The following is a 14,448-nucleotide window of genomic DNA, read 5'->3' on the forward strand; positions in this document are numbered from 1 at the left end:
GTGACTGTCTTCGTGATGACTGTCTTGACGTCGAGATACTTTGCGGGTGACGCTGGGTACCCGTCCCGCACGGACACCCTCTGGAGGCTCCATGCCCGCCACCGCCCCCACCTGGGACCCCGCCCAGTACCTGCGCCACGCCGGACACCGCGCCCGCCCCTTCACCGACCTCCTCGCCCGGATCCCGGACCTCCCCGCGGACCCGCCCCGCATCGCCGATCTCGGCTGCGGCCCCGGCAACGTCACCGTGCTGCTCGCCGACCGCTGGCCCACCGCCCGCATCACCGGCTACGACAACTCGCCCCGGATGCTCGAACGCGCCCGGCAGTACGCCGGCCCCACCTCCGGCGGCGGCCACCTCGACTTCGCCCCCGCCGACGCCCGCTCCTGGACCCCCGACGAGCCCTGCGACCTCCTCGTCAGCAACGCCACCCTCCAGTGGGTCCCCGGCCACGCCGACCTCTTCCCCGGCTGGATCGACCGACTCGCCCCCGGCGGCACCCTCGCCCTCCAGGTCCCCGGCAACTTCGACGCCCCCAGCCACCGCCTGATGCGCGAACTCGCCGACTCCCGGCGCTGGCGGGAGCGCCTGGCCGGCGTCCTGCGCCACGACGACGCCGTCCTCACCCCCGAGGGCTACCTGGCCCACCTGACCGCCGCCGGCTGCACCGCCGACGTGTGGGAGACGACGTACGTCCACCTGCTGCCCGGCGACGACGCCGTCCTCGACTGGGTCAGGGGGACGGGGCTGCGGCCCGTACTGGACGCCCTCGACGACGACCCGGCCGCCCGCGACGCCTTCGTCGACGAGTACCGGGCCGTACTGCGCGCCGCCTACCCCGCCCAGGCGCACGGCACCCCCTTCCCCTTCCGCCGCGTCTTCGCCGTCGCACGGAAGCCCGAGAGGTCCGCGGGGTCTGCGGGGTCCGGGGGATCCGCGGGCTCCGCGGGCTCCGCGGGCTCCGTGGGGCCCGCTGGGGAGGCGGGCCGATGATCACCGGTCTCGACCACGTGCAGCTCGCCGTGCCGCCCGGCGCCGAGGAGCCGCTGCGCGCCTTCTACACCGGCGTCCTCGGCATGTCCGAGGTCCCCAAGCCGCCCGTGCTCGCCGTGCACGGGGGCTGCTGGTTCCGGGCCGGCGCCGTCCACCTCCACCTGGGCGTCGAGACGGCCGGCTTCCGGCCCGCCCGCAAGGCCCACCCCGGGCTGCGGGTCACCGGGATCGACGCGTACGCCGCCCGCCTGGAGGCCCACGGCACGCCGGTCACCTGGGACCACGACCTCCCCGGCCACCGGCGCTTCTACTGCGCCGATCCCGTCGGCAACCGCCTGGAGTTCCTGGAACCGGTCGGACCCGCCCGTCCCTGACCCGGGCCGGGCTCACACCACGCCGTCCGCGGCGAGCGCGTCGATGTCCTGCTCCGACAGCCCGAGACCGCCGAGGACGGCGCGGGTGTGCTCGCCCAGCGCCGGGACCGCCTCCATGCGGGGCGCGTCCCCGGTCGGTCCCGGCGGTGCCAGTGCCGGGACCGGACCGGCCGGGGTGGGCACCTCGTGCAGGCGTCCGCGTGCGGCCAGCTGCGGGTGGTCCCACACCTCGGCGAGCGTGTTCACTCGCGCGTTGGCGACCGGCACCGCGTCGAGCAGCTCGACCGCCTCGGCGGCGGTCAGCCGCGCGAACCTGGCCGCGATCAGCGCGCCCAGCTCCTCCCGGTGCGCGTTGCGGTCCGCGTTGGTGGCGTAGTGCGGATGCCCGGCCAGCTCGGGACGGTCCAGGAAGCCCGCGCAGAAGCCCTGCCACTCGCGCTCGTTCTGCACCGCCGTCATCACGACCTTCCCGTCGCCCGCCGTGAACGGGCCGTACGGGTAGATCGTCGCGTGCGAGGCGCCCGCCCGCGGCGGCGGCCGGCCGCCCTCGAAGGCGTAGTACAGGGGAAAGCCCAGCCACTCCACGGTGGCCTCCAGCATCGACACGTCCAGGTGCGTGCCCCGTCCCGTCCGGCCGCGTTCGAGGAGCGCGCCGAGGACCGAGCTGTACGCGTACATCCCGGCGGCGATGTCCGACACCGGAATGCCCGCCTTGGCCATGTCGTCCGGCGTGCCCGTGACCGACAGCAGCCCCGCCTCGGACTGCACCAGCAGGTCGTACGCCTTGCGGTCCGCGTAGGGGCCCGGCGTGCCGTAGCCGGAGATGTCGCACACGATCAGCTCCGGATGCGCGGCACGCAGCTCCCGCGCGCCCAGTCCGGCCCGCGCGGCCGCGCCCGGCGCCAGGTTCTGCAAGAAGACGTCCGCGTCCGCGATCAGCCTGCGCAGCAGCTCCAGGCCGCGCGGATCCTTGAAGTCCAGGGTGAGGGACTCCTTGTTGCGGTTGGCCCACACGAAGTGCGAGCTCAGACCCCGCACCCGGGTGTCGTACGCCCGCGCGAAGTCCCCCGTCCGCGGGCGCTCCACCTTGATCACCCGGGCGCCGAGGTCGGCGAGCTGACGGCTGGCGTAGGGAGCGGCGATCGCCTGCTCCAGCGCGACGACGGTGACTCCGCGCAGCGGTTGCATGTCCTCAGCCCTCAGCCCTCAGCTCTCCGCCCTCAGCTCTTGCGGTGCCCTATGAGTCGCGGCTTCGGCTCCAGTCCGTCCAGCCCGTGCCACGCCAGGTTCACCAGGTGCGCCGCCACCTCCGCCTTCTTCGGGCGGCGCACGTCCAGCCACCACTGACCGGTCAGCGCCACCATGCCGACCAGCGCCTGCGCGTACAGCGGGGCCAGCTTGGCGTCGAAGCCGCGGTTCTTGAACTCGCGGCCCAGGATGTCCTCCACCTGGGTGGCGATGTCCGAGATGAGGGAGGCGAAGGTACCCGTCGACTGCGGGATGGGGGAGTCGCGGACCAGGATGCGGAAGCCGTCCGTGTACTCCTCGATGTAGTCCAGGAGCGCGAAGGCCGCCTGCTCGCACAGCTCACGCGGATGGCCCGCCGTCAGGGAGCCGGTCACCATGTCGAGCAGCCGCCGCATCTCGCGGTCCACGACCACCGCGTACAGGCCCTCCTTGCCGCCGAAGTGCTCGTACACCACCGGCTTGGAGACCCCGGCCTTCGCCGCGATCTCCTCCACGGAGGTGCCCTCGAAACCCTTCGCCGCGAAGAGGGTGCGGCCGATCTCCAGCAGCTGCTGGCGGCGCTCGGCACCGGTCATCCGGGTGCGACGCGCTCGCCGCGGCTTCTCGTTGCTTGGGGTGCTGCTGGAGTCGGTCGCCACGGCGTCAATCATGCCGCCTTCGCCGTCTCCTTCCGGCGGCGGGCACCGTCCTGATCCGTGTTGCGGCGCGAATCGATACGCGAGCGTGACGGCCAGCGCACGTCGTACGCCCACCCCAGCTGCTCGAACCAGCGGATCAGCCGCGCGGAGGAGTCCAGCTGCCCGCGCATCACCCCGTGCCGTGCCGAGGTCGGGTCCGCGTGGTGCAGGTTGTGCCAGGACTCGCCGCAGGACAGGATCGCCAGCCACCACACGTTGCCCGAGCGGTCCCGGGACTTGAAGGGGCGCTTGCCCACGGCGTGGCAGATCGAGTTGATCGACCAGGTCACGTGGTGCAGCAGGGCCACCCGCACGAGTGAACCCCAGAAGAACCCGGTGAACGCACCCCACCAGGACATCGTCACCAGCCCGCCGATCAGCGCGGGCAGCGCCAGGGACACCACCGTCCACAGGACGAACTGGCGGGAGACCGCCCGCAGTGCGGGGTCCTTGATCAGGTCCGGCGCGTACTTCTCCTGCGGCGTCTGCTCCTCGTCGAACATCCAGGCGATGTGGGCCCACCACAGGCCCTTGATCAGGGCGGGCACCGTCTCGCCGTACCGCCACGGCGAATGCGGGTCGCCCTCGTCGTCGGAGAACTTGTGGTGCTTGCGGTGGTCGGCCACCCAGCGGACCAGCGGTCCCTCGACCGCCATCGAGCCGGCGATCGCCAAGGCGATCTTCAACGGCCGCTTCGCCTTGAAGGAACCGTGGGTGAAGTGGCGGTGGAACCCGATGGTGATGCCGTGGCAGCCCAGGAAGTAGAAGAAGACCAGCAGCCCCAGGTCCAGCCAGCTCACGCCCCAGCCCCACGCCAGTGGCACCGCCGCCACCAGCGCGAGGAACGGGAGGGTGATGAACAGCAGCAGCGTGATCTGCTCGATCGACCGCTTCTGCTCACCGCCCAGCGTGGCGGAGGGTCCCGCGGCGTCGCCTGCGGGCTGCGGAGCGTCTGGGATCACATCGGAACTCGTGGTCATGCGCGTCCCCTGTGGGGTCGAGGGTGGGGTCGTGTGGTGTGGCCGGTGCCGGGCTGCGGGAACCATGCATGGTTTTCCTACGGTTCCGTAACCTACGGCGACGTAAGTATGGCAGTGCGTGGCCGCGCGGCAAGAGCCCCAGAGCCTGCGCGTCCTGGCCGACACCTATCCTGGGAGTCGGTCGGACAGCGCGGTCCGCTCTGATTACTTCCCGGACGTCCGGCCCGGTAAGCGGCGCCCGCCGCGCGAGGCCGACCGTCCGGGTTCCCTCCCAGACGAGCTTCAACACTGCAAGGAGCCGCACCTGTGAGCAGTGCCGACGACCAGACCACCACGACGACCAGCAGTGAACTGCGCGCCGACATCCGCCGGCTGGGTGATCTCCTCGGGGAGACCCTGGTCCGGCAGGAGGGCCCCGAACTGCTGGAACTCGTCGAGAAGGTACGCCGACTCACCCGAGAGGACGGCGAGGCCGCCGCCGAACTGCTGCGCGGCACCGAACTGGAGACCGCCGCCAAGCTCGTCCGCGCCTTCTCCACCTACTTCCACCTGGCCAACGTCACCGAGCAGGTCCACCGCGGCCGCGAGCTGGGCGCCAAGCGCGCCGCCGAGGGCGGACTGCTCGCCCGTACGGCCGACCGGCTGAAGGACGCCGACCCCGAGCACCTGCGCGAGACGGTCCGCAACCTCAACGTGCGCCCCGTGTTCACCGCGCACCCCACCGAGGCCGCCCGCCGCTCCGTCCTCAACAAGCTGCGCCGCATCGCCGCCCTCCTGGACACCCCGGTCAACGAGTCGGACCGGCGCCGCCTGGACACCCGCCTCGCCGAGAACATCGACCTCGTCTGGCAGACCGACGAGCTGCGCGTCGTGCGCCCCGAGCCCGCCGACGAGGCCCGCAACGCCATCTACTACCTCGACGAGCTGCACCTGGGCGCCGTCGGCGACGTCCTCGAAGACCTCACCGCCGAGCTGGAGCGGGCCGGCGTCAAGCTCCCCGACGACACCCGCCCCCTCACCTTCGGCACCTGGATCGGCGGCGACCGCGACGGCAACCCCAACGTCACCCCCCAGGTGACCTGGGACGTCCTCATCCTCCAGCACGAGCACGGCATCAACGACGCCCTGGAGATGATCGACGAGCTGCGCGGCTTCCTCTCCAACTCCATCCGGTACGCCGGTGCGACCGAGGAACTGCTCGCCTCGCTCCAGGCCGACCTGGAACGCCTCCCCGAGATCAGCCCCCGCTACAAGCGCCTCAACGCCGAGGAGCCCTACCGGCTCAAGGCCACCTGCATCCGCCAGAAGCTGGAGAACACCAAGCAGCGCCTCGCCAAGGGCACCCCCCACGAGGACGGCCGCGACTACCTCGGCACCGCCCAGCTCATCGACGACCTGCGCATCGTCCAGACCTCGCTGCGCGAACACCGCGGCGGCCTGTTCGCCGACGGGCGCCTCGCCCGCACCATCCGCACCCTGGCCGCCTTCGGCCTCCAGCTCGCCACCATGGACGTCCGCGAGCACGCCGACGCCCACCACCACGCCCTCGGCCAGCTCTTCGACCGGCTCGGCGAGGAGTCCTGGCGCTACGCCGACATGCCGCGCGAGTACCGCACCAAGCTCCTCGCCAAGGAACTGCGCTCCCGCAGGCCGCTGGCCCCCAGCCCCGCCCCCGTCGACGCGCCCGGCGAGAAGACCCTCGGCGTCTTCCAGACCGTCCGCCGCGCCCTGGAGGTCTTCGGCCCCGAGGTCATCGAGTCCTACATCATCTCCATGTGCCAGGGCGCCGACGACGTCTTCGCCGCGGCGGTACTGGCCCGCGAGGCCGGACTGATCGACCTGCACGCCGGCTGGGCGAAGATCGGCATCGTGCCGCTGCTGGAGACCACCGACGAGCTGAAGGCCGCCGACACCATCCTGGAGGACCTGCTCGCCGACCCCTCCTACCGGCGCCTGGTCGCGCTGCGCGGCGACGTCCAGGAGGTCATGCTCGGCTACTCCGACTCCTCCAAGTTCGGCGGCATCACCACCAGCCAGTGGGAGATCCACCGCGCCCAGCGCCGGCTGCGCGACGTCGCCCACCGCTACGGCGTACGGCTGCGCCTCTTCCACGGCCGCGGCGGCACCGTCGGCCGCGGGGGCGGCCCCACCCACGACGCCATCCTCGCCCAGCCCTGGGGCACCCTGGAGGGCGAGATCAAGGTCACCGAGCAGGGCGAGGTCATCTCCGACAAGTACCTCATCCCCGCCCTCGCCCGGGAGAACCTGGAGCTGACCGTCGCGGCCACACTCCAGGCCTCCGCCCTGCACACCGCGCCCCGCCAGTCCGACGAGGCACTCGCCCGCTGGGACGCCGCGATGGACGTCGTCTCCGACGCCGCCCACACCGCCTACCGGCACCTGGTCGAGGACCCCGACCTGCCGACCTACTTCCTGGCCTCCACCCCGGTCGACCAGCTCGCCGACCTGCACCTGGGCTCGCGGCCCTCCCGCCGCCCCGGCTCGGGCGTCTCGCTCGACGGACTGCGCGCCATCCCGTGGGTGTTCGGCTGGACCCAGTCCCGGCAGATCGTCCCCGGCTGGTACGGCGTCGGCTCCGGCCTCAAGGCCCTGCGCGAGGCGGGCCTGGACACCGTCCTCGACGAGATGCACCAGCAGTGGCACTTCTTCCGCAACTTCATCTCCAACGTCGAGATGACCCTGGCCAAGACCGACCTGCGCATCGCCCAGCACTACGTCGACACCCTCGTCCCGGACGAGCTCAAGCACGTCTTCGACACCATCAAGGCCGAGCACGAGCTCACCGTCGCCGAGGTACTGCGCGTCACCGGCGAGAGTGAACTGCTGGACGCCGACCCGGTCCTCAAGCAGACCTTCACCATCCGCGACGCCTACCTCGACCCCATCTCCTACCTCCAGGTCGCCCTCCTCGGCCGGCAGCGCGAGGCCGCCGCCGCGAACGAGGACCCGGACCCCCTCCTCGCCCGAGCCCTCCTCCTCACCGTCAACGGCGTGGCAGCGGGCCTGCGCAACACCGGCTGACCCGCACCCCGTACACATGACGGTGCCCCCGCGCTCACCCAGAGCACGGGGGCACCGTCACGTCCGTACGTGCACACGCCTCACACCGCCACGAACGCCGCCGTCAGCAGGGCCACGCCCGCCCCGGCCATCACCCATCCCGCCCGCGTCCGCCGCAGGCCGCCCGCCACCACCACCGACGCCAACAGCAGCGCACCGCCCAACGGCACCCACGCGTACAACACCCCCGCCGGCCCCGACCGCACGGCGTCCGCACTACCGGGCTTCAACACCACGCTGTACGTCCGCCCCTTCGCCACCGCGACCGAGTCCTCCAGGACGACCCGCTCCCGCGCCTGCGACCCCGCCGACACCGGCGAGTACGGCCCACTGCACGTCCCGCCGCCGCACCGCGTCACCTCGACCGTGCCCTGCTCCCGGCCCTTGGTCAGCAGCACGTGCTGGGCCGTACCCCAGGACGCCCACACCCCCGCGATCAGGATCAACGCCGTGACCGTCCCCATCGACGCGACCCGGCCGAACCGCAGCAGGACGGAGGAGACGGAGGAGGCCTGACGGGGACGAGCGGCGGCGGCTGAGGCAGGCATGGCCGGGATCATTGGCCATATCTGCGCGCTCGGTCAACTCGCCCGCGGACCATCACCGGACAAGTCAGGAGTTGTACGCGCTCTGCGCCCGCTCGAGCCCCTCGATCACCAGAGCCTCCACCGCGTCCGCCGCCCGGTCGACGAAGTAGTCCAGCTCCTTGCGCTCCGTCGACGAGAAGTCCCGCAGCACGAAATCCGCCACCGGCATCCGCCCCGGCGGCCGCCCGATTCCGAACCGCACCCGGTGGTAGTCCGCGCCCAGCGACTTCGTGATCGACTTCAGGCCGTTGTGCCCGTTGTCCCCGCCGCCCAGCTTCAGCCGCAGCACGCCGTAGTCGATGTCCAGCTCGTCGTGCACCGCCACGATGTTGCCGACCGGAACCTTGTAGAAGTCCCGCAGCGCCGTCACCGGACCGCCCGACACGTTCATGAACGACATCGGCTTCGCCAGGATCACCCGCCGGTTCGCCGGCCCCGGCGGACCGATCCGCCCCTCGACCACCTGCGCCTGCGCCTTGCCGTGCCGCTTGAAACGCGCCCCGATCCGCTCCGCCAGCAGGTCCGCCACCATGAAACCGACGTTGTGCCGGTTCGAGGCGTACTCGGGGCCCGGATTGCCGAGGCCGGCCACCAGCCACGGAGCGCCCGCGTCCGTCGTCACGTCCATGTCTCCTTCGTGTCCCTCGTACCCGTCCGTACCCGTCCACACATACGCGTCGGCCGCTGCCCCGCACGGGAACAGCGGCCGACCACACGATGACCGTCGGGGAGGATCAGGCCTCCGCGGCGCCCTCGCCCTCGCCCTCACCCTCGGCCGGGGCCTCCTCCGCCTGCGCGGACAGGACCTGCAGCACCACGGTGTCGCCGTCCACGTCCAGCTTCACGCCCGACGGCAGCGCGATGTCCTTGGCGTGGATCGAGGCACCGGCCTCCAGGCCCGCCACCGACACGGTGACCTGCTGCGGGATGTGCGTGGCCTCGGCCTCGACCGGCAGCGCGTCCAGGACGTACTCCAGCAGGAAGCCGCCCGGCGCCAGCTCGCCCTCGGCCTGCACCGGGATCTCGACCGACACGGTCTCGCCGCGCTTCACCAGCTGAAGGTCGACGTGCTCCAGGAAGCCCTTGATCGGGTCACGCTGGACCGACTTCGGGATCGCCAGCTCGTTGGTCTTGCCGTCGATGTCCAGCGCGATCAGCACGTTCGACGTACGCAGCGCCAGCAGCAGCTCGTGACCCGGCAGGGTCAGGTGCAGCGGGTCGGAACCGTGACCGTACAGAACACCGGGAACCTTGTTGTCACGGCGGATACGACGCGCGGCACCCTTGCCGAACTCGGTACGCGTCTCGGCGGTGAGCTTCACCTCGGACATGATCACTCCTCGTGTAAATCAGGAACGGACGTGGTCACCCGGCCACGAACGGCCTGCTACGAAGAGCGCGTCGATAACGGAGCGCCACACCCGCGAACACGGGTACGGCCTCCCTCGCCGAGCAACTTCAGCAGTCTACTCGGAGAGGAAGGCCGTACCCAAAACGATCAACAGGCGGTACCGGAGCCTGCAGAACGGTTACTGCACAAGGCTCACTGCTCGTCGAACAGGCTCGTCACCGAACCGTCCTCGAACACCTCACGCACCGCACGCGCGATCGTCGGCGCGATCGACAGCACCGTGATCTTGTCCAGCTCCAGCTCACTCGCCGACGGCAGCGTGTTCGTGAACACGAACTCGCTCACCTTCGAGTTCTTCAGACGGTCCGCCGCCGGACCCGACAGCACACCGTGCGTCGCCGTCACGATGACGTCCTCCGCACCGTGCGCGAACAGCGCGTCCGCCGCCGCGCAGATCGTGCCACCCGTGTCGATCATGTCGTCCACCAGGACGCAGATGCGCCCCTTCACGTCACCCACGACCTCGTGCACCGTGACCTGGTTCGCCACGTCCTTGTCGCGCCGCTTGTGCACGATCGCCAGCGGCGCGCCCAGACGGTCGCACCACCGGTCCGCCACCCGCACCCGGCCCGCGTCCGGCGACACCACCGTCAGCTTCGAACGGTCCACCTTCGCACCCACGTAGTCCGCCAGCAGCGGCAACGCGAACAGGTGGTCCACCGGACCGTCGAAGAAGCCCTGGATCTGATCCGTGTGCAGATCCACCGCCAGGATCCGGTCCGCACCCGCGGTCTTCATCAGATCCGCGATCAGACGCGCCGAGATCGGTTCACGCCCACGGTGCTTCTTGTCCTGCCGCGCGTAACCGTAGAACGGCACGATGACGGTGATGGAGCGGGCCGACGCGCGCTTCAGCGCGTCGATCATGATCAACTGCTCCATGACCCACTTGTTGATCGGAGCCGTGTGGCTCTGGATCAGGAAACAGTCCGCACCACGCGCCGACTCCTGATACCGCACATAGATCTCACCGTTGGCGAAGTCGAAGGCCTTCGTCGGGACGACCCCGACCCCCAGCTGCTGGGCGACCTCCTCGGCAAGCTCGGGGTGTGCGCGGCCGGAGAAGAACATCATCTTCTTCTCGCCGGTCGTCTTGATCCCGGTCACAGCACTTTCTCCTCAGAGGTTCGCAGCTGAGCTCATGGGCGCTCTCCCGACTGGCCGCGGGGGCGTCTCAGCTGGTGGGGTGCGGATGTGCACTTATCACGGTACGCCGTGTTCGACGCGCCGGTTTCCGGTCAGTCTTCGCCGTCCGCCTCGCGGGACACCGCCTCGGCCGCCTTCGCCGCCGCGCTCCCCGGACGCTTCCGGGCCACCCAACCCTCGATATTCCGCTGCTGGCCACGGGCCACGGCCAGCGAACCGGGCGGCACGTCCTTCGTGATCACCGAGCCGGCGGCGGTGTAGGCACCGTCCCCGACCGTGACAGGAGCCACAAACATGTTGTCCGAACCCGTACGGCAGTGCGAGCCGATCGTCGTGTGGTGCTTGTCCTGACCGTCGTAGTTCACGAACACACTCGCGGCACCGATGTTCGTGAAGTCACCGACGGTCGCGTCACCCATGTAGGAGAGATGCGGAACCTTCGTCCCCTCACCGATCGACGAGTTCTTCGCCTCCACGAACGTACCGATCTTCGACTTCAGCCCGAGCCGGGTACCCGGCCGCAGATACGCGTACGGACCCACGGACGCCTGCGGACCCACATGGGCACCGTTGGCCACCGTGTTGTCCACCCGCGCCCCCGCCTCCACCCGGGTGTCCGTGAGCCGCGTGTTCGGCCCGACCTCGCAGCCCTCGGCCAGATGCGTGGTGCCGTGCAACTGCGTACCCGGGTGCACGACCACGTCCTGCTCGAACGTCACCGTCACGTCCACCCACGTCGTCGCCGGATCCACCACCGTCACGCCGGCCAGCATCGCCCCGGTCAGCAACCGGTCGTTGAGGATCCGACGCGCCTCGGCGAGCTGCACGCGGTTGTTGATCCCCGCGATCTCCCGGTGGTCCCCGGCCACGGACGCGCCCACCCGGTGCCCCGCCTCGCGCAGGATCCCGAGTACGTCCGTCAGGTACTCCTCGCCCTGGCTGTTGTCCGTGCGCACCTTGCCCAGCGCGTCCGCGAGCAACTGTCCGTCGAAGGCGAACACACCCGAGTTGATCTCCCGGATCGCCCGCTGCGACTCCGAGGCGTCCTTGTGCTCCACGATCGCCGTCACGGCACCCGAGGCCCCGTCCCGCACGACCCGCCCGTACCCCGTCGCGTCCGGCACCTCGGCCGTCAGGACGGTCACGGCGTTCCCGTCGGCGGTGTGGGTGGCGGCAAGGGCCTTGAGCGTCTCGCCGGTGAGGAGGGGAGTGTCGCCGCAGACGACCACGACGACCCCGTCCACGGCGCCGCCCATCGCCTCCAGACCCATCCGCACGGCGTGCCCGGTGCCGTTCTGCTGCTCCTGGACGGCGGTGCGTACGTCGGGGGCGACCTCGGCGAGGTGCGCGGTGACCTTCTCGCGGGCGTGCCCGACGACGGCGACCAGGTTCTCGGGGTCCAGCTCTCCGGCGGCGGCGAGCACGTGCCCGACGAGGGACCGGCCGCACAGCTCGTGCAGGACCTTGGGTGTGGCCGACTTCATACGGGTGCCCTCACCCGCTGCGAGAACGACGACGGCTGCCGGGCGAATGGCGCTCACGGGATGCCCTTCGGCTGTTGAGGAGGTGGGGACATCCGCAGGATACCGGGGCGGTTTGTGGGGGACATGAGTGCGGGCCCCGACGGTCATGTCAGGGCCCGAACAAGAGCTCCCCCATCAGGATTTGAACCTGAACTTAAGGGACCAAAACCCTCAGTGCTGCCTGATTACACCATGGGGGATAGAACTCGACTAAACCGGACATTCGGTTAAGTCGCCGAGTCGGCACCCAACACTATGCCGTACCAAGAGCCTTCGATGCGACGGTACAGGTCGGCGCTCTTGAGGACTTTGATCGTCGAGGCATCCGCGGGAGGAGTCTCCTACGTTCTTGCGCACCGTCTTGGGGTTGTGGCCCTTGAGAGTCGTCTTGTTGAAGGCGCTGCGATCGGCGCGGACGAGTTCGGCCCAGAACTCCTCCGCGCCTGCCGCATCGGCGTTCTCGTCATGCTGGGGTCGCTGTTGACGAAGACGACGTTCTCGCGGCGGTCGTACGGGCTTGTCCTTGCCCCCTTCCGCCCAGTACAGGCCTACGCCCACCAGGAAGAGTTCGCGGGCTGACAGTTCTCCGACGGCCAGCTTGGCTTGCTCCTTGGGGCGCTGTGGCGTGTATCGAGGTTCGGGTTTCGGAAGGTCACGCACCCACAGCGACACCGAACTCCTGGAGCAGCCCAGCCCAGCTCGGCCTCGATCTGGTCGTACGTCCAGCCTTGGAGGCGTAGCTCCCTGGCCTTGGCGCGCAGGTCGTCCTTCGCTCGGGGGCGCTTCGTCCACTCCGGCGGCGGTTCCCCCTTCACCAGTTGGCTGAGGATGTCGTTGTTGAAGACCTTCAGCTCGTCGCGGATCTGCCGAAGGCTGTAGCCGGCTCGCCGCAGCGCCACCGCCCGCTCCCGCAGCCCCTCGAAGTCCGCGTACTTGTTCTGTGAACGTGCCATGGGCATACCGTCCGGCCGGAATCCTCGCCTCCGGAGGTGAACGGCGCGGGGTTCACCAGTTCGCGGGATATCGCGTCGTATCGTTTGTCGAAAGTCACCGGAAAAGGGGCGCCCGGCGCCCGTAGGCTGGAGGCATGACCACGACGGGGGAAGACCACGAACCGGCCCGGGGTGGGCCTTGGTGGTGGGACAGGCGGCGCGGCGCGGTGCTCGATGTGAGCCTCGGTGTCGTGTCCGCGCTGGAGTGCGCGGCGGAGGGGGTTCCGTTCGCGAGGGATGCCGGGATTCCGCCGGCGATGGGCGTTGTCTTCGGACTGCTGGCCGGTTCGATGCTGGTGGTGCGGCGGAAGTGGCCGATCGCGGTGGTGCTGGTGGCGCTTGCCATCACGCCGGCCGAGATGGGTTTCCTGATGGGCGTCGTCGGCCTGTACACGATGGCGGCCTCGGAGTTGCCGCGGCGGATCATCGGGGCCCTGGCCGGGATGACGTTCCTGGGGACGCTGGTCGTCACGTTCGTGCGGCTGGGGCAGGACATGGCGCGGGACGGCCTGGATCTGGGGGACTGGTTCCTTCCGTTCGCGTCGATCGCGACGTCGCTCGGGATGACCGCGCCGCCGTTGCTGCTCGGCCTGTATGTCGGGCAGCGGCGCCGGCTGATGGAGAGCCTGCGGGAGCGGGCGGACAGCCTGGAGCGCGAGCTTCAGTTGCTCGCCGAGCGGGCCGAGGAGCGCGCGGAGTGGGCGCGCGGCGAGGAGCGGACGCGGATCGCGCGGGAGATGCACGACGTGGTCGCGCACCGGGTGAGTCTGATGGTGGTGCATGCCGCCGCGCTCCAGGCGATCGCCCGGAAGGACCCGGAGAAGGCGGTGAAGAACGCGGCCCTGGTGGGGGACATGGGGCGGCAGGCGCTGACGGAGCTGCGGGAGATGCTCGGGGTGCTGCGCAGTGGCGGGGGCGGTGCGCGGGCCGAGCGGGCGTCGGTGCCGCTGGCCGCGGTGGGGGTGGCCGCCGCCGCGGCCGCGTCGCGGGCGGCGGAGGACGGGGAGTCGTCCTCGGAGGGGCCGTGCCTGTCGGAGCTGGACGAGCTGATCGGGCAGTCGGAGGCGGCCGGGATGGTCGTGAACCTGTCCGTGGAGGGGGCGGAGCGTGCGTATGCGGCGGAGGTGGAGTCGACGGCGTTCCGGGTGGTGCAGGAGGCGCTGACGAACGTGCACAAGCACGCGGCGGGTGCGAAGACGCATGTGCGGCTGGCGCACCGGGTGTCGGAGATCGCGATGCAGGTGGAGAACGAGCCGCCGCCGGAGGTCTCGTCGGCGTCGTCGGCGCGGTTGCCGTCGGGGGGCAACGGGCTGGTGGGGATGAAGGAGCGGGTGGCGGCGCTGGGGGGCGTGTTCGTGTCGGGGCCGACGGATGCCGGGGGTTTCCGGGTGTCGGCGGTGATCCCGGCGTCGTAGCCGTCCTGGTCGCGCCCCGG

General features: G+C 70.6%; 12 protein-coding genes and 1 pseudogene. 4 read left to right on the forward strand and 9 right to left on the reverse strand.

Translation table 11 applies throughout. From position 1 onward, the window contains the following. Positions 1-91 precede the first annotated feature (91 nt). Together R2E43_RS22505 and R2E43_RS22510 are read left to right on the forward strand one after the other, a co-directional pair. Positions 92-994 (forward strand): trans-aconitate 2-methyltransferase, encoded by a 903-nt coding sequence (locus tag R2E43_RS22505; protein ID WP_093456317.1) that lies wholly within the window; start codon positions 92-94, stop codon positions 992-994. Beyond that, positions 991-1,368 (forward strand): VOC family protein, encoded by a 378-nt coding sequence (locus R2E43_RS22510; RefSeq protein WP_003975682.1) that lies wholly within the window; start codon positions 991-993, stop codon positions 1,366-1,368. The genes R2E43_RS22505 and R2E43_RS22510 overlap by 4 nt, the downstream gene beginning before the upstream one ends. Positions 1,369-1,380: 12 nt before the next feature. Here the strand turns inward: R2E43_RS22510 and R2E43_RS22515 are convergent, their stop codons facing one another. The 3 genes from R2E43_RS22515 to R2E43_RS22525 are packed head-to-tail and all read right to left on the reverse strand — an operon-like array spanning position 1,381 to position 4,273. Further along, positions 1,381-2,556 (reverse strand): CaiB/BaiF CoA transferase family protein, encoded by a 1,176-nt coding sequence (locus tag R2E43_RS22515; RefSeq protein ID WP_003975683.1) that lies wholly within the window; start codon positions 2,554-2,556, stop codon positions 1,381-1,383. A gap of 32 nt (positions 2,557-2,588) precedes the next feature. Then, positions 2,589-3,266, reverse strand: a complete 678-nt coding sequence (locus tag R2E43_RS22520; protein WP_003975684.1) for a TetR/AcrR family transcriptional regulator — start codon at positions 3,264-3,266, stop codon at positions 2,589-2,591. Next, positions 3,263-4,273 carry an acyl-CoA desaturase gene (locus R2E43_RS22525; protein ID WP_030870488.1) on the reverse strand — a complete coding sequence of 337 codons (1,011 nt, stop codon included), beginning with the start codon at positions 4,271-4,273 and terminating at the stop codon, positions 3,263-3,265. The genes R2E43_RS22520 and R2E43_RS22525 overlap by 4 nt, the downstream gene beginning before the upstream one ends. A gap of 306 nt (positions 4,274-4,579) precedes the next feature. On the opposite strand from R2E43_RS22525, the gene ppc reads away from it, so the two are divergent. After that, positions 4,580-7,315: a phosphoenolpyruvate carboxylase gene (gene ppc / locus R2E43_RS22530; protein ID WP_003975687.1), complete on the forward strand. Its 2,736-nt coding sequence runs from the start codon at positions 4,580-4,582 to the stop codon at positions 7,313-7,315. A gap of 80 nt (positions 7,316-7,395) precedes the next feature. Here ppc and R2E43_RS22535 read toward each other — a convergent pair whose 3' ends face one another. The 6 genes and pseudogenes from R2E43_RS22535 to R2E43_RS22560 form a co-directional block, all read right to left on the reverse strand. Beyond that, a complete protein-coding gene (locus R2E43_RS22535) occupies positions 7,396-7,914 on the reverse strand; it encodes a hypothetical protein (protein WP_011028783.1) in 519 nt (172 codons plus the stop codon). 52 nt (positions 7,915-7,966) lie between these two features. After that, positions 7,967-8,569 carry an aminoacyl-tRNA hydrolase gene (gene pth / locus R2E43_RS22540; protein WP_003975689.1) on the reverse strand — a complete coding sequence of 201 codons (603 nt, stop codon included), beginning with the start codon at positions 8,567-8,569 and terminating at the stop codon, positions 7,967-7,969. Positions 8,570-8,675: 106 nt separating this feature from the next. Further along, positions 8,676-9,272, reverse strand: coding sequence for a 50S ribosomal protein L25/general stress protein Ctc (locus R2E43_RS22545; protein ID WP_003975690.1), 597 nt, complete (start codon positions 9,270-9,272; stop codon positions 8,676-8,678). A 212-nt stretch (positions 9,273-9,484) separates the two neighbouring features. After that, the gene (locus R2E43_RS22550; RefSeq protein WP_003975691.1) at positions 9,485-10,459 is read right to left on the reverse strand and encodes a ribose-phosphate diphosphokinase; all 975 of its coding nucleotides are present in this window, start codon (positions 10,457-10,459) and stop codon (positions 9,485-9,487) included. A gap of 131 nt (positions 10,460-10,590) precedes the next feature. Next, the gene (gene glmU, locus R2E43_RS22555) at positions 10,591-12,039 is read right to left on the reverse strand and encodes a bifunctional UDP-N-acetylglucosamine diphosphorylase/glucosamine-1-phosphate N-acetyltransferase GlmU (RefSeq protein WP_030870483.1); all 1,449 of its coding nucleotides are present in this window, start codon (positions 12,037-12,039) and stop codon (positions 10,591-10,593) included. 209 nt (positions 12,040-12,248) lie between these two features. Further along, positions 12,249-12,974 (reverse strand): annotated as a pseudogene (locus R2E43_RS22560) (hypothetical protein). A 134-nt stretch (positions 12,975-13,108) separates the two neighbouring features. Between R2E43_RS22560 and R2E43_RS22565 the strand changes: the two are divergent. Further along, positions 13,109-14,428 (forward strand): sensor histidine kinase, encoded by a 1,320-nt coding sequence (locus R2E43_RS22565; protein ID WP_003975694.1) that lies wholly within the window; start codon positions 13,109-13,111, stop codon positions 14,426-14,428. Positions 14,429-14,448 lie beyond the last annotated feature (20 nt).

It is taken from the genome of Streptomyces violaceoruber (assembly GCF_033406955.1).
GTDB classification, from domain to species: Bacteria; Actinomycetota; Actinomycetes; order Streptomycetales; family Streptomycetaceae; genus Streptomyces; species Streptomyces violaceoruber.